The 24,835-nt window shown below is 58.9% G+C and carries 2 protein-coding genes and 2 pseudogenes; all 4 read right to left on the bottom strand.

The window, feature by feature from the left end; translation table 11 throughout:
• Positions 1-2 precede the first annotated feature (2 nt).
• Positions 3-20,788 (bottom strand): annotated as a pseudogene (siiEA, locus tag ACJHX3_RS16300) (BapA-related adhesin SiiEA).
• Between the two features lie 108 nt (positions 20,789-20,896).
• Positions 20,897-22,252, bottom strand: a pseudogene (locus ACJHX3_RS16305) (TolC family outer membrane protein).
• Positions 22,253-22,589: 337 nt separating this feature from the next.
• A complete protein-coding gene (locus tag ACJHX3_RS16310; protein ID WP_000982142.1) occupies positions 22,590-23,882 on the bottom strand; it encodes an APC family permease in 1,293 nt (430 codons plus the stop codon).
• Positions 23,883-23,884: 2 nt separating this feature from the next.
• Positions 23,885-24,817: a glutaminase A gene (glsA, locus tag ACJHX3_RS16315; RefSeq protein WP_000883024.1), complete on the bottom strand. Its 933-nt coding sequence runs from the start codon at positions 24,815-24,817 to the stop codon at positions 23,885-23,887.
• Between the last annotated feature and the right edge of the window lie 18 nt (positions 24,818-24,835).

Consider the following 24,835-nt stretch of genomic DNA (forward strand, 5'->3'; position numbering starts at 1 on the left):
ATCTACACCACCATCAACTGATGATTCGCCAGCAAAGTGGCGAGGTCGGTGTGCACGCCCGTCAGCGTGACCACGTTAGTTGTCGCAAAAGTGCCGCCCGTGCCGTCGCGGTCGATCTGTACGATGGTGTCGCTGCCGCTCTGGGTGACTTTGACAAAATCACCGATGTTTCCGGCCTGCGCATCCAGCGTTGCCACGCCGTTGACGTAGCTGGCTTTACCGTTGCCGGTGTAGCCGCTGCCCTGTAACAACTCGCGGATATCAATGCGATCGGTGTCGGCGGTGCCTTCCCATGTCCCTACCGTAAAGCCATTCACCACGTCTGAGCCGTTGCCGCCGGTCGCGTCGCTGGCGTTGAGCAGTTTATAGAGCAAGGTGTCGTGGCCGCCGTTGCCGATGTTGAGCGTGTCGTTACCGCCGCGCCCTTCCAGTTGGTTATCGCCGCTGCTGCCGGTCAGAGTGTCGTTAAAATTCGAGCCGGATATCCCTTCGATATTGGTAAATGTCGAGGTGTTAAAGCCGGTGGCCTGCGCGGCGGTGCTGCTTAAGTTCGCGGTCACGCCCACCGTCGAGAGGCGGAAATCAACCACATCCATGCCGCCGTTCGCAAGCCAGGTTCCGGTGCCGGAGCTGTACACCCAGCCGCCGGAGCCGTCGTAAGTGTCGGTGCCTGCGGTGGCAAAGAAGGTGTCGTTATAACCGGTGCCGACGAACTTGCCGTTGTTGCTCGCGGTACCCGCTTCGGCGCTGAGATCGTAAGCGTGAGTGGCATCGGTGGCCTGTAAACCGCCCCAGCTGGTGTTGACCGTCTGGTCGATATTGCTGGCGGTGGTGCCGGTGGATTTGATCAGCACCGCGTTGTAGGTTTCTCCGGCATTCAGCCCGTAGAAGTTGACCAGCGCCGAGGTGTCGTTAACCCCCATCCCCGACTGCGGGTTAATGATTTGCGTGGCGACCAGCACCCCCGCCGAGTTGTACAGCTTCACGGTATTGCCGTAATAGACGTTAATGCCGTTGGGATCGGTGATGCGCAGGTGTAGCGAAGTGCCGTAGCTCACCGTGTTGGTGTTGCGGATCAGGAACACGCTGCCCGACTGTTTGGTCACCAGCACATCCACCGCGCCGTCCCAGTCGTAGTCCATTGCCGCCACGCCGCTGGTGGTACCGCTCTGGCTGCCGCCGAGGGCTGATTGTGTCCAGTTGCTGGCACCACCAACGTTGGTGTAAAGATACGATTGTCCGGTCTGGGCGATACGGGCGATATCCATCAGGCCGTCGTGGTTCCAGTCCACCGCCACGCTAAACTGGCTGGCGTAGGTGGTTGCCGTTGCGCCCACCGCCACCGGACTGCCCAGCACGCCGTTGGTGTTGAATAACTGCGAGCCGTAGTTAGCTCTTCCCTGGCTGGCAGGCAGGAAGAGGTCCATATCGCCGTCGCCATCGAAATCGGCCCAGGTCATGGAGACAGACGTCGAGTTACCACCGCTGCCCGCCGTGCTGCCGTGCTGAGGAAGGTGTTAATGGTGTTCTGCCCCCAGACAAACGTCCCATTCCCCTGGTTGATGAGCGAAGATAGCGTGTAATAGTTGTTCAGGTTATAGGTGTGCTGAACCAGGTCGATCCTGCCGTCATTGTTCAGATCGACGCCAGAACCTTCGTTGAGCGAAAGATACCCCGTCACCGCCCCGCCCACCGTGGCGCTACCGCCGCTGTTCGACGTGGTGGAGTTACCTACCAGCGTACCTGCGTTGTTCCACAGGAAGGTGTTGGAGTCCGGCCCGCCCGCGTCACCAATCCAGAAGTCGAGATAGCCGTCGCCCTCTTTATCAAATGCCACAATCGAGCCGTACCACGTCAGGGTGCCGACGGTGACCTGAATAGCGCTGGAAAAGGTGCCATCGCCGTTATTGGTAAAGCCGTTGATATAGCCTGTACCGTAGTCATCACGGGTGATAAACAGATCGCCCGTACCGTTACGGTCGTAATCGGCGATGGAGCTGGTGGCATAGTTGTTGCCGCTCTGATACAGCGTCAGCGCGGTCTTCGACCAGGTGAGTGGGTCAGTCGATTGCATTACCTGCTGGTTTGCCAGCACCGTCCACATCCCGTGCGAGTCGAGGCCGTAGGTCAGCCCCCAGGCGGTGGTTTTGCTGGCGGTGGTCCAGGTCGGTGTGTAATCAATCGCCGCGTTAACCGTCACCGTGCCATTGCTAATATTGGCGTTATTGCCGTTGCCCGCCGAGCTTTTTACCTGCGCGGTGACGTTATAGGCGGTCGCAGAAGCCGCCAGCGCGTCGGTATCCGGCAACTGTACATACCAGGTGTTGTGCGCCGGATCGACCACCACCGCACCGCCCGGTTCAGAGGTGTAGGTTTTGCCGTTGATCACCACTTCAACATACTGCCCGCTGGCAAGCGCGGCGGTGATCACCCCGCTGATAATCGGCGTGGTATCGCGCGTGGTCTGGCTGGTAATTTGCGCCAGCGTGGTCGGAATAGAGGTATCGACCGTCAGGACAAAATCACTGGAGGAGGTGATATTCCCCGCCAAATCCACCACTCGCGCGCTGTAGGTGTAGGCACCGCTGACCAGCCCGCTGTCGCTGTAGGTCCAGTTCAGCGCGCCGACCATCGTCACCGCGCCTAACAGCAGGCCGTTGCGGTAGAGGTAAACCACTTCACCGCTGGCAAGCGGCGCGGAGAGCACGCCGTTCAGCAATGGCGTAGTGTCGTCGGTGGCCTGCGAACTGCTTAATGTCCCCTGCCGCTGCCCGACGTCATCAGTGTACGACACAATGGTCGGCGTCGCGGTGGGGTTAATCGTATCGACCACCACCGTTTTCGACACCACCGGACCGGTATTTCCCGCCAGATCCAGCACCCGCACCTGATAAACGTAGCTGCCGTCGGTCAGCGTGCGGCCGTCGGTGTAGGTCCACTGCGTGCCGTTGGTGGTGAGCGTGATCCAGGTCGCGCCGCCGTCGAGGCTAATCTGCGCCACTTCGCCGCTGGCAAGCCCCGCCCCCAGCGAACCAGTCAGCGTGAGCGAGGTATCGCTGGTGATAAAGTCAGTTGCCGAGCTACCCGTGTCGGTGCTGATGCTGGCGATGGTGAGCACCTGCGCCGGGTTCACGGTGTCAATCTGCGCCGACTGGCTGCCGGTTGCGCCAACGTTGCCCGCAAGATCGACTACCCGCACCTGCCAGGTGGTGGTGCCGTTGGTGAGCGTACGCCCGTCAACGTAACTCCAGTTAAGGCCGTCTGCGGCGACGGTCACGTTCACCCAGGTTGCGCCGTTGTCGGTACTGATTTGCGCGAACTCGTTAGCGCCGAGCGCCGCCCCCAATACGCCGCGCACGGTAAGCGAGGTGTCGCTGGTAATAAAATCGCTGCTGCTGGCTCCGGTGTCATCGCTGATACCGGTAATGGTGATACTTTTCGCCGCTTCCGGGCTGGTGGTGTCGACCACCACATTTTGCGTTGCGGTCTGCCCAACGTTCCCCGCCAGATCCACCACCCGCACCGTGTAGTTCCAGGTGCCGTCGGTCAGTGTGCGACCATCGGCATAGCTCCAACTGGTGCCGATAACGGTTAACGTGGTCCAGGTGACACCGCCGTCGAGGCTGATTTGCGCCCGTTCGTCTGCCGCCAGCGCCGCGCCGAGCGTGCCGCGCACGGTCAGCGTGGTGTCGCGAGTAACAAAATCGCTGCTGCTTAACCCGGTGTCATCGCTAATGCCCGCAATGGCGATGGTTTTGCTCGCCAGCGGCGCGGTGGTGTCCACAGTGACTATCTGGCTGGCGGTCGCGCCGATATTTCCGGCGGTGTCGATCACCCGCACCTGATAGTTGTAGTTGCCGTCGCTCAGCGTGCGCCCGTCAAGATATGTCCAGGTTAAGCCGCTTACCGAAAGATTCTGCCAGGTGGTGCCGCCGTCGATGCTGATTTGCGCGAACTCACCAGCAGAAAGCGCCGCGCCCAGCGTGCCGCTCACCGCAAGCGTCGTGTCGCTGGTGACAAAATCGTTAGTGATCAAGCCAGTATCGGTGGTGATCGCGCTAATGGCGATGGTTTTCACCGCTGGGTCTGGCGCGGTGGTGTCGATCACCACATTCTGGCTGTCGGTGGCACCGACGTTGCCCGCTGCGTCAATCACCCGCACCTGATAGAGATAGTTGCCATCGGTCAGCGTGCGGCTGTCGTTATAGCGCCAGGTCGTGCCGGTAACGGTGAGCGTGGTCCAGGTTACGCCGCCGTCGATACTGATTTGCGCCGTCTCGTTACTGGCAAGCGCGGCGGTGAGCGAGCCGTTGACCACCACCGGACTGACGCTGGTGATAAAGTCGCTGGCGCTAAGCCCAGTGTCGGCTTGCAGGGAATCGATATTAATGCCCATCGCCGGGGCGCTGAGATCGACAGTAATGGTGTGATTGCTGCTACCGGTATTGCCAATGGCGTTGCTCACCGAGGCGTTAATCACATAGGCATTGCCGTCCGCCAGCGCGGTGACATCGGCGCTGCCGAGGGTGTAGCTCCAGCTACCGCCCGTTTGCACCGTAGTGGTGTAGGTTTTGCCGTTTAAAGTCAGGGTCAGCGTCTGCCCGATGGGTGCGGTGGTGGTGCCGCTGATCACCAGCGACGAGCCGTGCTCCGCTGCATTCACCACATCATCGCCCGCAAAGGTGTTGATGGTGACGGAGGGGACGTCGCCGTTCAGCGTCACGCCACGGCTGGCGCTGCCGGGGTTTCCGGCCTGATCGCTAACCGTCGCGCTAATGGTGTAGCTGCCGTCGCTTAATCCGGCAAACTGCTGCGCCGGAATAAACATCGACCAGCTTCCGCCGCTGCCGACCGTTGCAGTCCAGCTCTGACCGTTAAAGGTGACGGTCACCGTCTGGCCCACTTCAGCGGTGGTGGTGCCACTGATGGTCTGCCCGGCAAGCTGCTCGGCGTTGTTGATAATATCGTCACCCGCCACCGTGGCGATGGTCACCGTGGGCGCAACGGTATCGACGGTCAGGGCGTGCGTGGTTTGACCGGGATTGCCCGCGCGATCGTTCACGCTGGCGGTAATAGTCTGCGCGCCCTGCCCGAGCGCGGCAAGATCCGCCGCAGGCACGTTAAGCGCCCAGGTGCCATTGGCGGCAACCGTGGCGGTATAGGTTTTGTCGCCAAAGGTGACGGTGACCGTCTGCCCTACTTCCGCGCTGGTCGAGCCGTTAAGGGTTAACGGCTGCTGTTGTTCGGCGGCGTTGAGTCGGTCGTCCGTCGAAACGGTGTTGATGCTGATAACCGGCGCGGTGAGATCCACCGCCACGCTGCGCGAGGCCGTGGCGCTGTTTCCGGCGCTGTCCTGCGCGGAGGCGCTAACCGTGTAGCTGGTGCCATCCGCCAGTGCTGCAACGTCCGCCGCAGGCACGTTCACACTCCAGCTCCCGTTGTTCTGAATGGTAGCGCTGTAGCCTTTGCCGTTAAGCAATACGGTCACTACTGTACCTGCGGCAAAGTTCGTTCCTGTGCCGATCAGGGTCAGCGCACTGCCCGCTTCGGCGGCGTTAATAATATTATCGCCGCTGATGGTGCTGACCGAGAGCGACACTGCCGCCGTGTTTACCTGCACGTTGTGCGTCTGCGTGCTGCTGTTGCCTGCGCTATCGGTAATGGTGGCGCTGATGGTCACCGTGCCGTCCGCAAGGCCGGAAATCACGCTGGCAGGCACGCCAACGCTCCAGTTGCCGCTGGCATCGGTGCTGGTGACATACTGCTGCCCGGCGATGGTCACCACCAGGCGGTCGCCCGCGACCGCACCCGAGGCGGTGCCGCTGATAATCTGCGCCTGAGTGTGTTCGACGTTGTTAATCACATCATCGCCCGCCACGGTGTTGAAACTGATCACCGGCGCAGTGGTATCAACGGTCACACCTTTGCTGGCGCTGCCAGGGTTACCCGCCTGATCGCTGACCGTGGCGGTCAGGGTGTAGCCGTTATTGGCAAGTGCGGTTAAGTCGCTGGCGGGCAGCGTTAAACTCCAGCTGCCGTCTGCCTGCACCGTGGTCTGGTAGTTAGTGCCGTTAAGCGTGACGGTCAGCGTCTGCCCCGTCTCCGCCGTGCTGGTGCCGGACACCGTTACGCCCGCCGCCGCTTCGCTGGCGTTGATGATGTTATCACTGGCAATGGTGTTGATGGTCACCGTTGGCGCGGCGCTATCGACGCTGTATTCATGCGTTGCCGTGGCGCTGTTGCCGTTGACGTTAGTCACCCGCACCTGGGCGCTGGCATCGCCGTCACGCAGGGCCGCCATATCCGCCGCCGGAACGGTGGTGCTCCAGCTACCGTTTGCCGCCACCGTGGTGGTGTAGGTTTTACCGCCAAAAGTAATGGTAACGGTTTGCCCCGCTTCGACGCCGGACGTGCTGCCGGAGAGCGTTAGCGCCGCGCCTTTTTCGGCGGCGTTAATCACATCATCGCTGGTGATGCTGTTTATGCTGACGGCGACGGTGGTGAGATCAACTGTCAGCGGATGGGTAATGCTGGTTTGCGTTCCGGCACTGTTCGCGCCGCTAACGGTAATGTTCAGCGTTCCCGCAGGCCAGTTGCTGACATCCGCCGCCGGAACGCCGACGCTCCAGCTGCCGTTCGCCAGTACCGTGGCGGCGTAAGTTTGGTTATTTATCACCACGGTCAGCGCCGTGCCTGCCGCAAAGCCGGAGCTGGTGCCGGTGATCACCTGCGCCTGAGCGTGTTCGATAATATTGACCACATCATCACCCGCGACGGTATCCACCCGCAGGCCGGGCAGACTGGCATCGATGGTGATATCGCGCGTGCCGCTGCCGGTGTTGCCAACGGCGTTGGTTACCGAGGCGTCAACGGTTAACTCACCGTTACCCAGCGCCTGCCAGTCGGCGGCAGGTACGCTCACACTCCAGCTTAAATCAGCCTGGACGGTGGCGGTGTAAGTTTTACCGCCCAGTTCAACGGTGACGGTGCTGCCCGCCGCCGCACCGGTTACCTGGCCGCTGATAGTTTGCGCGCTGCCTGCTTCTGCGGCGTTAATAATATCGTCCGTCGCCACCGGATTAATGGTAACGCCCGGTAGCGCGGTATTGACCTGCACGTTATGGCTGGCGGTGCTGCTGTTACCCTGAGCATTGGTGACGCTCGCCGTCACGCTGTAGGTGGCTTCGCCCAGCGCACTGACCGCCGAGGCGGGCACGGTTACGCTCCAGTTGCCGGAGGCGTCGGTAGTGGCGCTGTAGTTTTGTCCGTTCAGCGTAACGGTGATCGCCGTACCCGCAGGCTGATCGCTGGTGCCGGAAAGCGCCAGATCAGATCCTTTTTCCGTCGCGTTGATCACATCATCGCCCGCGATGGTGTTGATGCTAATCACTGGCGCGCTGAGGCTGACGGTCACGGTGCGGCTGGCGTCGTCGCTATTACCCGCCCGATCGCTGACGCTGGCTGTGATGGTCTGCGCACCGCTACCGAGTGCCGCAACATCCGCCGCTGGAACGCCAACGCTCCAGTTGCCGGAGGCATCCAGGGTGGTGGTGTAGGTTTTGCCGTTGAGCACAACGCTCACCACATCGCCCGCTTCCCCGCCCGTGCTGGTGCCGGAAATCACCAGCGCCTGAGCGTGTTCAGCGTCGTTGATGATGTCATCGCCTGCCACGGTGTTAATGGTAAGAACCGGCGCGGTGGTGTCTACCGCCAGATTATGGCTGGCGCTGCCGGGGTTGCCCGCTTTGTCGTTGACCGTAGCGCTGACGGTATAATTGCTTGCACTTAGCACGCCCAGGGCTGAAGTGGGAACGCTGACGCTCCAGCTACCGTCCGCCTGCACATTACCGCTGTAGGTTGCGCCGTTAAGGGTCACGGTGACCGTCTGCCCGGTTTCGGCGGTGCTGGTGCCGCTGATGGTGAGCGGGTTTCCCGCCTCCGTGGCGTTAAGAATATCGTCGCTGGCGATGGTGTTAATGGTGAGCGTCGGTGCGCTGGCGTCAACGCTATACGCATGGGTCGCCGAGGCACTGTTACCGCTCGCGCTGCTGACACTAGCCTGCACGTTCGCCGCGCCGTCTGGCAGGGTTGCCAGATCTGCCGCTGGAACGTTCACACTCCAGCTCCCGTTGGCGGCGACGCTTGCAGTGTAGGTTTTACCGCCAAAAGTGACGGTAACGGTTTGCCCGCTTTCAATTCCGCTGGTGCTGCCAGAAAGGGTCAGGTCGGCACCTTTCTCGGCGGCGTTAATTACGTCATCGCTGGCAACGGTGTTGATGCTGATTGCCACCGCCGTTAAATCGACGGTGAACGGATGGCTGACGCTGACCGGATTTCCGGCGCTGCTCTGGCCTGTCACGTCAACGGTTAACGCCCCCGCAGGCCAGGCGCTAACGTTTGCCGCTGGAATGCCGACACTCCAGCTCCCGTCTGCCTGTACCGTGGCGGCATAGGCCACACCGTTGATGGTGACCGTCAGCGCTGCGCCTGCATTCAGGCCGCTACTGCCGCCGGTGATTACCAGCGCCTGCCCGTGTTCAATGCTGTTGACAATATCATCGCCCGCCACCGTATCCACGCGCAGCCCTGGCAGGTTGGCATCGATGGTGATATCCCGCGTACCGCTGCCCGTATTGCCATTCGCGTTGGTAACCGAAGCGTTAATGGTCAAATCGCCATTGCCCAACGCCTGGAGATCGGCTGCCGGAACGCTGATACTCCAGCTTAAGTTGCCCTGTACCGTGGTGGTGTAAGTGTTGCCGCCCAGCGTCACGGTGACCGTATCGCCTGCCGCCGCGCCCGTCACCTGCCCACTGATGGTCTGGCCCGCACCCGCTTCGGCGGCGTTGATAATATCGTCGCCCGCGACGGTGTTAATGGTGACACCCGGCAGGCCGCTGTCGACCAGTAAATTCGCCTGGCTACTGGCGGTGTTGCCTGCCGCACTGGTGGCGCTGGCGCTGACGATATAGTTGGCCTGGCCTAGAGCCGCCAGATCGCTCACCGGCACGGTTAACGTCCAGTTGCCCGCCGCGTCGGTGGTAGCGCTGTAGTTATGACCGTTGAGTGTGACGGTAACCTCTGCGCCGGTCGCCAACCCCGTACTGCTACCGCTAATGGTCAACGGCTGGCCTTTTTCATCGGCGTTCAGGACGTTATCGCCGCTGATGGCGTTAAAGGTAATTGACGGCAGGCCAGTATTGACCATCACCTGATGCGTGGCGCTGCCGCTGTTTCCGGCGGCATCGGTGACGCTGGCGTTAATGGTCACCGTGCCGTTCGCCAGCGCCGAGACGACGCTTGCCGGGACGCCGACGCTCCAGTTACCGCTGGCATCCAGTACCGTGGTGAAGGTATTTGTGCCGATAGTCACCGTCACGGTGCTACCGGTTGTAGCACCCGTGGCGGAACCGCTGATAATCTGCGCCTGGGCGTGTTCCGTCGCGTTGATCACATCATCGCCTGCCACCGTGTTGATGGTGACGACCGGAACGGAAGTATCCACCGTCAGGTTGTGATTAACCGAGGCCGGGTTTCCGGCTTTGTCGCTCACCGCCGCACTAACGGTGTAGTTGCTGGCGGTCAGGGCGCTTAAGTCGGCTGGCGGTACGCTGACGCTCCAGCTACCGTCCGTTTGAACCGTGCCAGTATAGTTTTCGCCATTGAGGGTGACGGTCACCGTCTGCCCCGCTTCCGCCGTGCTGCTGCCAGTGATAGTCAGCGCAGCACCCGCTTCGGCGGCGTTAAGAATATCGTCGCCTGCAATAGTGTTAATGGCCACCGTTGGCGCGCTGGCATCGACGCTGTAAGCGTGAGTAGTGGTGGCGCTGTTGCCGTTAACATTGCTGACTCTGGCCTGTGCGCTGGCATCGCCATCACGCAGGGCCGCCATATCTGCCGCCGGAACCGAGGTGCTCCAGGAACCATTCGCAGCCACCGTGGCGCTGTAAGTTTTGCCGCCAAAGGTGACGGTGACCGTTTGCCCGGCCTCCACACCAGAAGTGCTGCCAGAGAGCGTTAACGCCGCGCCTTTTTCGGCAGCGTTAATCACGTCATCGGCAGTAATGGCGTTGATGCTGACCGCCACCGCAGTGAGATCGACAGTCACCGGATGCGTAACGCTGACCGGATTTCCGGCGGTGGTGTTGCCGCTCGCCGTAATTGTGACCGTCCCCGCAGGCCAGGCGCTGACATCTGCCGCCGGAACGCCGACGCTCCATGAGCCATCCGCCAGTACCGCCGCAACATAGGTTTGCCCGTTAATGGTCAGCGTGACGTTGCTGCCCGCTGCCAGATCGGAGCTGCTGCCGGTAATCACCAGCGCCTGTCCGTGCTCGATAATATTGACCACGTCATCGCCCGCCACGGTGTCAATCCGCAGACCGGGCAGATTCGCGTCGATGGTGATTTCACGCGTGCCGTTACCGGTATTGCCTACGCTGTTCGTTACCGAAGCCGAAATGGTCAGCTCACCGTTGCCCAACGCCTGTAGCGCGGAGGCCGGAACATCGACGCTCCAGCTTAAATTCGCCTGCACCGTGGCAGTGTAAGTCGCCCCGCCGAGCGTGACGGTCACCGTATCGCCTGCCGTAGCCCCCGTCACCTGCCCGCTGATAGTTTGATCTGTCCCTGCTTCGGCAGCGTTAATAATATCGTCCGTTGCCACCACGTTAATGGTGACGCCAGGCAGCGCGGTATTAACCTGTACGTTATGGCTGGCGGAACCGCTGTTGCCATCGGCGTCAGTGGCGGCGGCAGTCACCGTATAAGTGGCTTCACCGAGGGCGCTCACCCGTGACGCCGGAACGGTCACGCTCCAGTTCCCGGAAGCATCGGCAGTGGTGGTGTAATTTTGCCCGTTGAGCGTAACGGTAATCTGCGTGCCTGCAGGCTGGTCGCTGGTGCCGGAAATAGCCAGATCTGTGCCTTTCTCCGTGGCATTAATAATGTCATCGACGGCGATGGTGTTTATAGCGAGCACCGGCGAGCCGAGCGCCACGCTGACAACGTGCGAGGCTGTGCCGCTGTTGCCGGCGGAGTCGGTGACCGTGGCGGTAATGGTTACATCGCCCTGCGCCAGTGCGGAAATCACGCTGGCAGGCACGCCGATGCTCCAGTTGCCGTTGGCGTCCAGCACGGTGGTATAGGTAGTCGTGCCAATCGTCACGGAAACCGTGTTACCCGTCGTCGCGCCCGTTGCTGAGCCGCTGATAATCTGCGCCTGTCCGTGTTCCGTGGAGTTAATGATGTCATCGCCCGCTACCGTGTTGATGGTAACGACCGGCGCAACGAGATCCACCGTCAGGTTATGCGTCGCCGAAGCCGGATTTCCGGCTTTGTCGCTGACCGCCGCGCTCACCGTATAGGGGCTGGCGGTAAGGTTGGCTAAATCGCCAGTTGGTACGCTAACGCTCCAGCTTCCGTCTGCCTGCACGTTCCCGCTGTAATTAACGCCGTTTAGCGTCACGGTCACCGTCTGCCCGGCTTCCGCCGTGCTGGTGCCGCTGATGGTCAGCGCCGATCCGGCTTCGGCGGCGTTAAGAATATCGTCGCTGGCGATGGTGTTGATGGTAACGGATGGCGCGGTGGCATCGACGCTATAAACATGCGTTGCCTGGGCGATGTTGCCTGCGACGCTGCTGACGCTGGCCTGGACGTTTGCTGCGCCGTCCGGCAAGGTTGCGAGATCGGCGGCTGGAATCGTTAGCCCCCAGGTGCCACCCGTGGCAACCGTGGTGGTGTAGCTTTTGCCGCCGAAGATAACGGTGATGGTTTGCCCCGCTTCCACGCCGGAGGTGGTGCCGGAAAGCTGCAAATCGCTGCCTTTTTCGGCGGCATTAATTACATCGTCAGTGGAAAGTGTGTTGATGGTAATCGCCACGGTAGCGAGATCGACCGTGACCGGATGAGTAATGCTGGTTGTGGTTCCGGCAGTGTTAGTGCCAGAGACGGCAATATTGACCGTCCCCGCAGGCCAGTTTGTGACATCTGCCGCCGGAACACCGACGCTCCAGGTGCCATCGACGAGTACCGTTGCGCCATAGGTGACGCCGTTGATCACTACCGTCAACGCCGCCCCCACCGCCAGTCCGGTACTGCTACCGGTGACTACCAACGCCTGACCGTGCTCGATAATATTGACCACATCATCGCCTGCTACGGTATCGACGCGCAGACCTGGCAGGTTGGCGTCTATCACGATGTCGTGTGTTGTGGTGCCAGTATTACCCACGCCATTAGTCACCGAGGCGCTGATGGTCAGTTCACCGTTGCCCAGCGCCTGCAAAACGTTCGCAGGTACGCTGACGCTCCAGCTTAAATCTGACTGCACGGTGGCGGTGTATTGATTGCCGCCAATAGTGACCGTCACCGTGTTCCCCGCAGCCGCCGTTCCCGTGACCTGACCGCTGATGGTCTGCGCCACAACGATTTCAGCGGCGTTGATAATGTCATCGCCCGCCACGGTATTAATAATCACCCCAGGCAGGAGCGATTCGACATTCACCGTATGGGTGGTACTGCCGCTGTTGCCCGTGCTGTCGGTGGCGCTGGCGCTAATCTGATACACTGCCTCGCCCAGTGCGCCGACTGCCGAAGCAGGCACGGTAACGCTCCAGTTGCCGGAACCGTCGGTGGTGGCGCTGTACGCCAGGCCGTTCAACATCACGGTGACAGTGGTGCCTGCCGCCAGACCGCTGGAGCCGCCGCTGATGGTCAGATCCTGGGTTTTCTCCGCATTATTAATAATGTCATCGCCGGAGACGGTACTGATGGTCAGCGTCGGGCCGCTGAGATCAACGGTCACATCGTGAGTCGTGCTGTCGCTGTTGCCCGCGCGATCGCTCAGGCTGGCGGTAATCGTCTTGCTTCCGGTTGCCAGCGCCGTCACATCTGCCGCCGGGATACCGACGCTCCAGTTACCAGAGGCATCCAGCGTGGTGGTGTAGTTTTTGCCGTTGAGCGAGACGGTCACCACATCGCCTGCCGCCGCGCCCGTGCTGGTGCCGCTCACCACCAGCGCCTGCCCGTGTTCGATAGCGTTGATGATGTCATCGCCCGCGACGGTGTTAATGGTGAGATCCGGCGCGGTAACGTCCACCGCCAGCGCATGATCGGCGCTTGCCGGGTTGCCCGCTTTGTCGCTCACCGTCGCAGTCACGGTATAACTGCTGGCGGTTAATCCGCTTAAATCCGTTGCCGGAACATTCACGCTCCAGGTGCCATCCGCCTGGACGGTGGTCTGGTACGTGTTGTTATTGAGCGTGACGGTCAGCGTCTGCCCGGCCTGCGCCGTGGTGGTGCCGCTGATGGTGATCCCCGCACCCGCTTCACTCACGTTGAGAATATCGTCGCTGGCGATGGTGTTGATGGTCACAAGCGGCGCGGTGGCATCGACGCTGTACGAGCGATCGGCCTGGGCGCTGTTACCGTTAATGTTGCTGACGCTCGCCTGCACGTTGCCCGCGCCGTCCGGCAGCGAAGCGAGATCGGCAGGCGGCACATTCACCGTCCAGCTACCGTTAGATTCCACAGTGGTGGTGTAATTTTTGCCACCAAAGGTGACAGTCACCGTTTGCCCAGCTTCCACACCGCTGGTGCTGCCGCTTACGACCAGCGTTTCGCCTTTTTCGACGGCATTGATCACATCATCGCCGGACAGGGTGTTAATGGTGATGGCGACCGCCGTCAGATCGACAGTGACCGGATGGGTAATGGTGGAGGTTGTTCCGGCGCTGTTGATGCCGCTTACCGTAATATCCACCGTACCCGCAGGCCAGTTGCTGACGTCTGCCACCGGAATACCGAGGCTCCACGTGCCGTCGGCTAACACCGTCGCGGCGTAAGTGACGTTGTTGATCACAACCGTTAACGCGGTTCCTGCCGTCAGTCCGGTGCTGCTCCCGGTGATCACCAGCGCCTGATTGTGCTCAATGCTGTTAATAACATCATCGCCCGCCACGGTATCGACCCGTAAGCCAGGCAGATTGGCGTCGATCGTGATATCGCGCGAACCGCTGCCGGTATTGCCAACGCTATTGGTGACCGAGGCGTTAACTGTCAGGTCGCCGTTACCCAGCGCCTGAATATCCGCCGCTGGCACGCTAACACTCCAGCTTAAGTTGGCCTGCACCGTGGCGGTGTAGGTGTTGCCGCCCAGCGTAACGGTAACCGTATCGCCCGCCGCCGCACCCGTCACCTGGCCGCTGATGGTCTGCGCCACGCCCGATTCCGCAGCGTTGATAATATCGTCACTCGCCACCGGATTAATGGTGACGCCAGACAGCGCGCTGTTGACCAGCACGTTATGGCTGGCGGAATTGCTGTTGCCTGCGCTGTCGGTGACGTTCGCGGTTACCGTGTAGTTGGCCTCACCCAATGCACTGACCGCTGACGCTGGCACCGTGGCGCTCCAGTTGCCGGAAGCATCTGTTATGGCGGTGTAATTTTGCCCGTTCAGCGTCACCGTTATTGTGGTGCCTGCGGGCTGATTACTGGTGCCGGTAATTTGCAGATCCGCGCCTTTTTCCGTGGCGTTAATTACGTCATCCGTGGCGATAGTGTTGATACCAATGGTTGGCGCGGTCAGATTCACAGTGACCGTGCGGCTGGCGTCATCGCTGTTGCCTGCCGCGTCGGTAATTGCCGCAGTGATGGTATGCGGACCGCTGCCAAGCGCGGTGACATCTGCCAGCGGAACGCCGACGCTCCAGTTGCCGGAAGCGTCCAGCGTGGTGGTATAGGTTTTACTGTTTAGCGTGACGGTGATGACATCGCCCGCTTCGCCGCCAGTGCTGGAACCGGAGATCACCAGCGCCTGTCCGTGTTCGGCGGCGTTAATGATGTCATCGCCGGAGACGGTGTTGATGGTCAGCACCGGCACGGTGAGATCCACCGCCAGCCCGTGAGTGGTGGACGCCGGGTTGCCTGCTTTATCGCTTACCGAGGCGCTGACGGTGTACTGACTGGCGGTCAGATTGCTGAGATCTGCCGTCGGCACGCTGACGCTCCAGCTGCCGTCCGCCTGGACAGTGCCAGTGTAAGTCACACCATTAAGCGTGACGGTTACCGTCTGCCCCGCTTCGGCGCTACTGCTGCCGCTGATGGTTAGCGGATTGCCCGCCTCGGCGGCGTTCAGAATATCGTCGGTGGCGATAGTGTTAATGGTAAGCATCGGGGCCGTGGCATCGACGCTGTAGGCGTGGGTTGCCGAAGCCGTATTGCCGTTAACGTTACTGACGCTGGCCTGCACCGAGGCGTCGCCGTCGCGTAACGCGCTGAGATCGGCGGCAGGCACGGTGGTTGTCCAGCTACCATCGCCCGCTACGGTAGCGGTGTAGGTTTTCCCGCCAAAGGTAACGGTGACCGTTTGCCCCGGCTCCACGCCGGAGGTGCTGCCGGAAAGGGTTAAATCTGCCCCTTTTTCGGCGGCGTTAATCACATCATCGCCGGAAACGGTGTTAATGGAAATCGCCACCGCCGCCAGATCGACGGTGACCGGATGAGTGATAGTGACCGGGTTTCCGGCGCTAGTGGCACCTGAAACCGTGATATTCACCGTCCCCGCAGGCCAGTTGCCCACATCTGCCGCCGGAACACCAACGCTCCATGTGCCATCGGCTAATACTGTCGCAGCGTAAGTGACCGTGTTAATCACCACCGTCAGCGCCGCGCCCGCCGCCAGCCCGCTGCTGCTACCGGTTATCACCAGTGCCTGACCGTGCTCGATGCTGTTAACCACATCATCGCCCGCCACGGTGTCGACGCGCAGACCAGGCAAATTGGCGTCGATAGTAATATCTCGCGAACCGCTGCCAGTATTACCAACGCTGTTGGTCACCGAGGCATTAACTGTCAGGTCGCCATTGCCGATGGCCTGAATATCCGCCGCCGGAACGTCCACGCTCCAGCTTAAATTCCCCTGCACGGTAGCAGTGTAGGTTTTCCCGCCAAGCGTTACGGTAACCGTATCGCCCGCCGCCGCACCCGTCACCTGCCCGCTGATGGTCTGCGCCACGCCCGATTCGACGGCGTTAATAATATCGTCGCTCGCCACCGGATTAAGGGTGACACCAGGCAGCGCGGTATTGACCTGCACGTTATGGCTGGCGGAATTGCTGTTGCCTGCGCTATCGGTGACGTTCGCCGTCACCGTGTAGCTGGCTTCGCCCAGCGCACCGACAGAGGAAGCTGGCACTGTGGTGCTCCAGTTGCCGGAAGCATCGGTCGTGGCGGTGTAATTTTGCCCGTTCAGCGTCACCGTAATTGTGGTGCCCGCTGGCTGATTACTGGTGCCGGAAATTTGCAGATCCGCGCCTTTTTCGGTGGCGTTAATCACGTCATCGGTGGCGATGGTGTTGATGCCAATGGTCGGCGCGGTAAGGTTGACGATGACCGTGTGCGTCTCACTATCGCTGTTGCCTGCCGCATCGGTCACCGTGGCGGTAACAATTTGCGGGCCGCTGCCCAGCGCGGTGACATCCGCCGCCGGAACGCCGACGCTCCAGTTACCGGTGGCATCCAGCGTCGTGGTGTAGGTTTTACTGTTTAGCGTGACGCTGACGACATCTCCCGCCTCTCCACCGGTGCTGGAACCGGAAATCACCAGCGCCTGCCCGTGTTCGGCGGCGTTAATAATATCGTCGCCCGCAATGGTGTTGATGGTGAGTACCGGAACGGTGAGATCCACCGCCAGATTATGCGTGGTGCTCGCCGGGTTGCCCGCTTTGTCATTGACCGTGGCGGTCAGGGTGTGGCTGCCATCGGTCAATGCCGCAAGGTCTGCCGCCGGAATATTAATACTCCAGCTGCCATCGGCCTGTACCGTTGCCTGATAGGTCTGCACGGTTGGACTATTGAGCGTTATCGTAACAATCTGCCCCGCTTCAGCGGTGGTGGTGCCGCTCACCGTCACACCCGCATCGGCTTCGCTGGCGTTGACGATATTGTCGCTGGCAACGGTATTGATAATGATGGTCGGGGCACTGCTGTCGACGCTGTAGTTATGCACCGCCGAGGCGCTATTGCCGTTTATATTGCTGACGCTGGCCTGCGCGGAGGCGCTGCCATCGGTTAATAACGCTAAATCGGCAGCGGGAACGGTGGCGCTCCAGCTACCATCGCTCGCCACGCTGGCGGTGTAATTTTTCCCGCCAAAGGTGACGGTGACGGTTTGACCGGGTTCTACGTTAGTGGTGGTGCCGGAAAGGGTTAAATTAGCGCCTTTTTCTGCGGCGTTAATCACGTCGTCCGTGGCGATGGTGTTGATTGTGATCGCCGCTGGCGTGAGATCCACCGTTACCGGATGCGTAATGCTTATCGGATTTCCGGCGCTACTTTCCCCGGATACAGCAATAGACACCGTCCCCGCAGGCCAGGCGCTAACCTGCGCCGCCGTGACGCCCACGCTCCAGCTACCATCGGCCTGCACCGCAGTGGTGTATTCCACATTATTAATCGTAACTGTAAGCGGCGTGCCTTCAGCCAGCCCCGAGCTGCTGCCGCTGACCACCAGCGCCTGCCCGTGTTCGATGATATTGACCACATCATCGCCCGCCACCGTATCGACCCGCAGACCGGGCAGATTGGCGTCGATGGTGATATCCCGCGCGCCACTGCCGGTGTTGCCGTTTTGATTGGTGACCGAGGCGCTCACCGTTAAATCGCCATTACCCAGCGCCTGAATATCTGCCGCCGGAACGCTCACGCTCCAGGTGAGATTGCTGCCCACCGTCGCCGTATAAGTATTACCGCCCAACGTAATAGTTACCGTGTCGCCATCTTCCGCGCCAGTCACCTGCCCGCTGATGGTTTGCGCGACGCCCGCTTCGGCGGCGTTAATAATATCGTCGGTTGCCACCGGGTTAATGGTCACGCCGGGCAGCGCGCTGTCGACCAGCACGTTATGGCTGGCGGTGTTGCTGTTGCCGATATTACTCGTCACCGCCGCCGTTACCGTGTAGTTGGCCTGGCCCAGTGCGGTGACCGCCGATGCGGGAACGGTGACGCCCCAGTTGCCGGAGGCGTCGGTCGTGGTGGTGTAATTTTGCCCGTTCAGCGTCACGGTGATGGCGGTATTGGCTGGCTGATCGCTGGTACCGGTAATCTGGAGATCGGCCCCTTTTTCGCTGGCGTTTATCACATCATCGCCAGCAATGGTGTTAATACCAATTACTGGCGCGGCGGTATCGACCGTGACGGTCAGTGACTGACTGCCCGTGTTTCCAGCTTTGTCGGTTACTGAGACGCTGACAGGATAACTGCCCTCCGCCAGCCCACTGACCACCGAGGCCGGAACGCCCAGACTCCAGTTGCCAGAAGCATCCACCACGGTGGTGTAATTCACATTATTCAACGTCACGGTGACGATATCGCCAGCCTGTGCACCAGTAACCGTGCCGCTGATGATTTGTGCCTGGGTATGTTCCGGCGTGTTAATAACGTTATCTGTCGCCACCGGATTAATGGTCACCACCGGCGGCGTGGCATCCACCAACGCCACGCGTGAGACGCTGGTCGGGTTACCGGCGATATCGTTCACGCTGGCGGTGACCGTGGCGTTGCCGTCAGCCAGTGCGTCAACGTTGGCGGCGGGAACGGTCACGCTCCAGGTGCCGTCGGACTGCACGACGCCCTGATAGGTCTGCCCATTCAACGTAACGGTCACCGTCTGCCCCGGCTGGGCGTCGGTGGTGCCGGTGATTTGCAGATCCTGCCCACTTTCGGCGGCGTTAATGATGTTATCAGCGGTCAGTGGATCGATGCTCAACGCCGGGGCCTGGCTGTCGACGGTAATGGTGCGGGAGGTGTTGCCGGTATTGCCGCTGAGATCCGTCACAGAAGCGGTAATCGCCACCGCGCCGTCAGGCAGATTTCCCATCGCGGCGGCAGGTATCGTCAGACTCCAGGAGCCATCGGCCTGTACGGTAGTGGTAAAACTCTGTCCAGCCAGGGTTACCGTGACGGTTTGTCCTGTCTCGGCCTGTTGAGTGCTACCGGTAAGGGTCAGTGGCGCACCTTTTTCTGCGCCACTGATAATGTCATCGCCGGAGACGGTGTTAATGGTGATTAACGGAGAAACACCGACCAGCGTGATTGCTCGAGACGCCGCGCCGGTATTTCCTGCAGTATCTGTCACGGTGACGAAAATCGTATTGGCTCCGCGATCCAGCGTGCGGGTTACCGCTGGGTCCAGCGCCACATTCCAGCTGCCATCTGCCAGCACAATGCCCGTCAGGACATGAGTGCCCAATTTCACCGTTACCGTATCGCCTGGAGAAGCACCGCTGACTTGTCCGGAGATGATCTGCGCGACGGCCTGCTCAGCATTATTAAGAATATCGTCGCCCGCTACGGTATTAACACTGACCACGGGTGCTGAGGTATCTACCGTGAAATTCGCGCTGTGGCTGGTGCTGTTCCCTGCCCGATCGCTGACACTGGCATTGACAGCGTAATTACCCTCCGCCAGCGCCTGGACTTCCGTGGCAGGCAGCGTCACTTGCCAGGTTCCGTCGCTACCGACGGTTGCTGTATGGCTTTTCCCGTTGACGGTCAGTGTTACGGTTTGCCCCGCTTCTGCATTCGACGTGCCGCTCAGTACCAGCGCGACGTTATGTTCCGCAGCACTGATGATGTTGTCCTGAGCGATGGTGTTGATGGCAAGCGTTGGCGGTTGGGTATCGACCGTTAAAAGCTGCGCGCCGGTGACCGTATTGCCTGTGGCGTCTTTCCCGCTGACCAGCACTGCCTGATTCCCTTCGCCTAACGCCTGTGCATCGGCGGTCGGCACCTGCACGCTCCAGGCACCGTTAGCGCCTACGCTGGTGGTGTAGGTTTTGCCGTTTAGCGTAACGGTGAGTTCTGTTCCCTGGGCCAGATGGCTACTGGTACCAGAAAGCGTAAACCCGGTGGCCTGTTCGCTGGCGTTAATAATGTTATCGCCTGCGGTGGTGGCAACCTGCACGCTGGCCTGACTATTGTCGATGGTTAACGTTATCGAACCGGCGTCAGTGATGGTACTGCCGACAATTTGCACCACTGACCAGGTATGTTCACCTGCACTTTGCGTGGGTAACGAGACACTCCAGTGACCGTTGTTGTCTACCTGAGTACTGGCAATAGTATTGCCGTTACTGTCTTTAATCTGAATAGTCGCCCCCGCCTGCCCGCTGCCGCTAAAGGTTGGCGTGGTATCATCGGTGATGTCATTGGTGGCGAGAATGCCGCGCTGATCGCCCTGATTATCGGTAACTAAAAATGATGGAGTGGCGTTGCCAGGCTCAGCGGGTGGCGTAGGGTTATTAATCACTTCCGTTTTCGAGTCGCCATCGCCACCGCTTGCCAGCAGTGCACCAAGCGCACCACCACCTACCGCCGCCCCCGCCAGCCACCCCCACGGGAAGGCGCTGGTCTGAGCAACGGTATCAAGAAATGGCGCAATGCTTTCAATCGCGGTGGTCTGGGCAGTCAGTTCTACGGGGGCTAATCCACCCGCAGCAGTATCGGCAAAGGTGACGTGGGTGAGCTGTTGTCCATCGGCAAACACCAGTTCCGATTGTTCAGCGGTATTCGCCGCTTGCAGGAAATAACCGTTGCAACGGATCACCGTGCCGTCCTGCATATAGATCAGCAGGTCATTTCCTTCACGGACGTAACGCGCAACGGCAGAGGCCTGAGCATGAACCTGCACCACGGAAGGCTCATAAATAACAACCGTGACGTCGCCAGGATTAATCAGCGTTTGTTTGACGGATGTTTTACGCGAAATAACATCAATAATCAGGCTCATAATGGCATTCCTGATAAATGGCGCATATCCTTAGCGAGTCCATTTATCTAAATAAGACAAAGGTAATCACTTAACAACGAGGCATACCTGATATTAATAATGGCAGGATTATTTCAAGTCGGGTAAGTCGTTGTATAAGCCCTGTTTAATTCCCGCTAATGGAATAAGGTTATTCACCGCAGCGGCATAATTTACGGCGGCGACCCAGCCATCATAATTGGCATTTATTTCAGCCGATTGCGCCTGAAAGACATCTTGCTCGACGGTTAATAGATCATTCAGACTGCGTTTGCCCAATTTATATTCATTTTGGTACACATCTCGCGTTTTGTGCGCACTTTCGGATTGTGCTAAACCGGCTTCTTCGCGACCCCGTGCGCCTGTCCAGTTGGCATATGCCACAGACGCTCGTTGCAGCACATCCAGTTTTGCCTGTTCGACCTGCGAGGCAGAGATTTTTTGTTGCCCTTCAGCCTGTTGCACCTAGGCTGAAACTGCGCCGCCCTGATACAGCGGCGCGTTAACGTTCAGTTGTAGCTGATCATCCCAATACGAGCGGTCGCTGGTCTGGTAGCGCGTTTTACCCCCCTGAATACTGAGCGTTGGCCAGTATTGCGCTTTCGTTTTTTCCACGCCGTACTGTGCTGACTGGCGTAAGTTTTCTGCCGCCAGCACCAGCGGGATGGACTGGTAATCAATATTCTTCAGCGATACCGGCTGCTCGGCTAATTCAGCAGGTGGCGCGGCTATCGCCTCCGGCTGTACGCCAGTGAGCACCGCCAGTTGCGCTTTGGCGCTTGCCATCTGCGCCTGATATTGCTCCAGCGTTGAGCGCATTCCGGCAATGCGCGTCTGGGCTTGTAATTCATCCGACGATGAGTTCAGGCCAGCGTTAGCGCGCAATGCCGCCATGTTGTAGACGTTTTCCAGCGAGTGAATATTGCGTTGAGCCGCATCGCACAAAGCCTGATAACGACTGACTTCCATATAGGCAGTCGCCGTTTTCTCTGCAACATCGGTTAAGGTTGCCATCAATTTAAAGCGGTAGCTGTCACGGGCGGCAGTTTGCAGATTGATATCGTTGTTTGTTTTACCAAAGTCATACACCAGCTGTGTCAGGGTTATGCCATACGAAACGTTGTTATCAAGCCTGCCGCTGGAATCCGTTTGTCGGGACGGCCCCGCGTTGCCGGTTAATCCAACGTGCGGATACCAGGCACTTTTGGCTTCATCAATTTGCGCTTCGCCAATGCCTATCTGCGCCGCCTGTTGAGTGACGTCGGGATTTCGCGCAAAGGCGCGTAATATACTTTCCTGTAAAGATAATCGGGCAACTGGCGTTACCGCTGGGGCGTTCGCCCATTGTGGCAGCGGTGCAGCAATTGTAGCTTCTCCCATCACCATAAAACTTATTAAAAAAATAAACCCATTATTTTTACGGCTTTTAAACTGGAATCGCGCCATAGATAAGTCACTTCCTTCCAGGTCATTATTTTAACTGGTTTTTATAACCAGTCTCATTTTATTAAGAAGGGTAATAACTTGTGCATCTCTTTTGTCGATCATTGATATGGGCAAAGAAATGCAGCTAAAAAGCTTATACGTTATTTATTTAGAATACACTACGACTTTTAGATTACCATCATACACATTAAGAATAATCCACGGTAATAAGTGATTAGCATCACAGATTTATCGCGTATATATCATTTTTTTGTGACTTATTTATTAAAGGAGTAAGAAAGGAAATTTGAATTAAAGACAAAGGCGCAGTACAGGCTGTACTGCGCACAGAGAGGTGTTATACGGTTTTATTGCGCTTCATGACCATTGCCACAATAAGGCTGAGTAAGATTGCGCCAATAATCCATATCAACGCACGGCTGCCCTGGGACCACAGGCTGTAGATAAAGCCAACGATCACCAGCAACATAACCAACGTACCAACAATAAGAATCGGCAACGAGGCGTGAATATCATGACGCAGGCGGATCGCCACCACAAACACCGCCAGATAACAGATCAAAAAGGTGGCGCTGGCAACGCTGGCGAGTGAGCCTAAATTCAGCGCCGCCGTCATCAGCATAATCAGCACCACGACAATGATGTTGCCCCAGGTACTCTGCCGCCACAGGGATTTATTCATTAGCTTCGGCAGTTCGCGTTCGCTGCCCATGTTGTCCATGATGTTAAACACGGCGAACAGGTTCGCGTTGATGGCTGAAGCCGTCGCCAGTAAAGCGCCGATGACGACGATCACATAACCCACATGCCCGAGCAGCGGAGAAGCAGCCTGCGCTACGGCGGTATCGGCATATTTTTCTAACTCTAATGCCGATACATCGCTAAGCAAAACCAGCGCCAGCGAGATATAAAGCAATGTGGTAACGCCAATCGCCACCAGAAACGCCCGTGGCATAATGATCTGCGGATCTTTCACTTTATCCGCCGCGTTCGCCATCATGCCAAAGCCCGCATAGGCAAGGAAGGTTATCCCGATACAGGAGAAGAACGCACCGGAGCTGGGGGGCGCAGAGACGGAAATATGCGCCGGTTGCAGCGACCAGACACCGGCAATAATCAGCAATAACAGGATCATCATTTTAATGCCGACGAGGATCACTTCCAGCCGCCCTACCGCATGGTTGCTTAAGGAGTTGAAAAGCGTCATCACCGCAATGATCCCCAACGCGTAGAGCAATATAAGGTGCTCCTCCTGACTGCCTTCATGCAAAAACTGCACGGCATAAGCGCCAAAAGCACGGGCGACCATGGCGATGCTCACCGCCAGCGTCAACAGGTACAATAACGAGAGTGCCAGCGAAAAGACGCCGTTGCCTAATCCGCGACGAAAGAAGTCGATAATACCGCCATTGCTGGGATAGCTCGCCCCCAGGCGCGCATAGGCATAACCGGAAAACATCGCCACAATACCGCCAAAAGCAAAGGCGACCCAGGTCGAGGCTTCCATTAGCAACGCAGCCTGCCCCAGCAGCGCGAAGATCCCCGCCCCCACCATTGCCCCAATACCGATGGAAACGACGTTCCATAGACCGAGGGGTTTGTTATCGTTATTACCTTCCGTGTTCATCATGATCAGCCCTTAAACACGTTATAGCCGAGTTGCTTAGCGACCGATGCCACCATTTTTTGACCGCGAACACTGTTGCCTTCTTCGTCCAGCGGTGGTGAGAACGCGGCAATTCCCATCACGCCAGGGACGACCGCCAGAATACCGCCACCTACACCGCTTTTGCCCGGTAAACCAACGCGATACGCCCAGTCACCGGAGCGACCATACAGCCCTTCCATCATCATTTCAGCCAGAATGTACGGCACGTTGTCGGCCTGAAGAACGCGTTTATGCGTCAGCGGATTCACACCACCCGCCGCCAGCGTCGCGCCAAGCGTTGCCAGTTCAACAGTATTGATGAGCGTGGAGCACTGACGGGTGTACACGTCACAGGCTTCCATTGCATCACAATAGAGATATCCGGCGGAGTACAGCAGCCAGGCAATGGCCCGGTTATGGAAGTTGGTTGTTTGTTCCGACTGGTTTACTTCGTCAGAGAGCGCTACCTGCTCACCAGCCAGTTGTTGTTGGATATGTAAAATTCGCTGCCAGCGTTGTTCGGCATTTTCAGCGTTAATCAGGCTGGTGGTGGCAATAGCGCCAGCATTTACCAGTGGCGACAGCGGTTTGCCGCCATGCAACTCTAAGGCGATAACTGAGTTAAAGGGCAATCCGGTCGGGTCAGCGCCAACTTTGTCCTGTACCGCCTGCGGGCCGACATCTTCTAACGCAAGGGCTAACGTACAGACTTTCGAGATGGATTCCAGCGCAAAGCGGTAATCACTATCACCCGCGCGATATATGTTGCCATCGCAGGTCACAATAGCCACTGCTGCCAGTTGACCAGGTACATTCGCCAGAAAGGGAATGTAGTCGGCATTTTGTCCGCCGTTAAGTGAGTGAAATTGGGTGTAAGCCTGATCCACTGCCTGCTGTAATTTGTTTGCATCTAACATCTTTTGTTAACTCCTTTT

It is taken from the genome of Escherichia sp. WS1265 (assembly GCF_046487585.1).
Classification (GTDB): domain Bacteria; phylum Pseudomonadota; class Gammaproteobacteria; order Enterobacterales; family Enterobacteriaceae; genus Escherichia; species Escherichia coli.